Below are 379 nucleotides of genomic sequence, written 5' to 3'. Positions count from 1 at the left end.
GGCCTGCTCGATCTGGGCGTCGACAGTGTTCTGGTCGATCGACGGCTGGACCGGGATGCGGTACTGCAGGCTGCCCTCGCCCATGCCGAAACCTTCGGCGGCGATATGCCGCTCGTTGGTGGTGCGGGTGGCGCAGGTACCCTTGGCGGCCTTGTCCTTCTGCTCGGCGAGAACCGCGGCGAAGTCCAGGTCGCGAGCCTTGTAGTTCGGGGTATCGGCGTTGGCCAGGTTGTTGGCCAGCACTTCGGCGCGCTGGGCGCGGAAGCTGAGGGCCTGCTGGTGGATACCGAGTGCTCTGTCGAAACTGATGCTCATGGCTGCGAACCTGTTTGCCGGTGTGGCTTTCGTCGCCAACACTTCAGCAAGGCCCGTGCCAAAT

Annotated in this window: 1 protein-coding gene; it reads right to left on the bottom strand. The window is 64.4% G+C overall.

All coding sequences use genetic code 11. The features are described 5' to 3' along the window. A partial coding sequence (gene flgB, locus JWH17_RS23450) for a flagellar basal body rod protein FlgB (RefSeq protein WP_205225118.1) occupies positions 1-315 on the bottom strand: 315 nt, incomplete at its 3' end. Between the last annotated feature and the right edge of the window lie 64 nt (positions 316-379).

This window comes from Desulfogranum marinum (assembly GCF_016918565.1).
Taxonomy (GTDB): Bacteria; Desulfobacterota; Desulfobulbia; order Desulfobulbales; family Desulfobulbaceae; genus Desulfogranum; species Desulfogranum marinum.
This window is presented reverse-complemented; position numbering and strand designations above follow the sequence as displayed.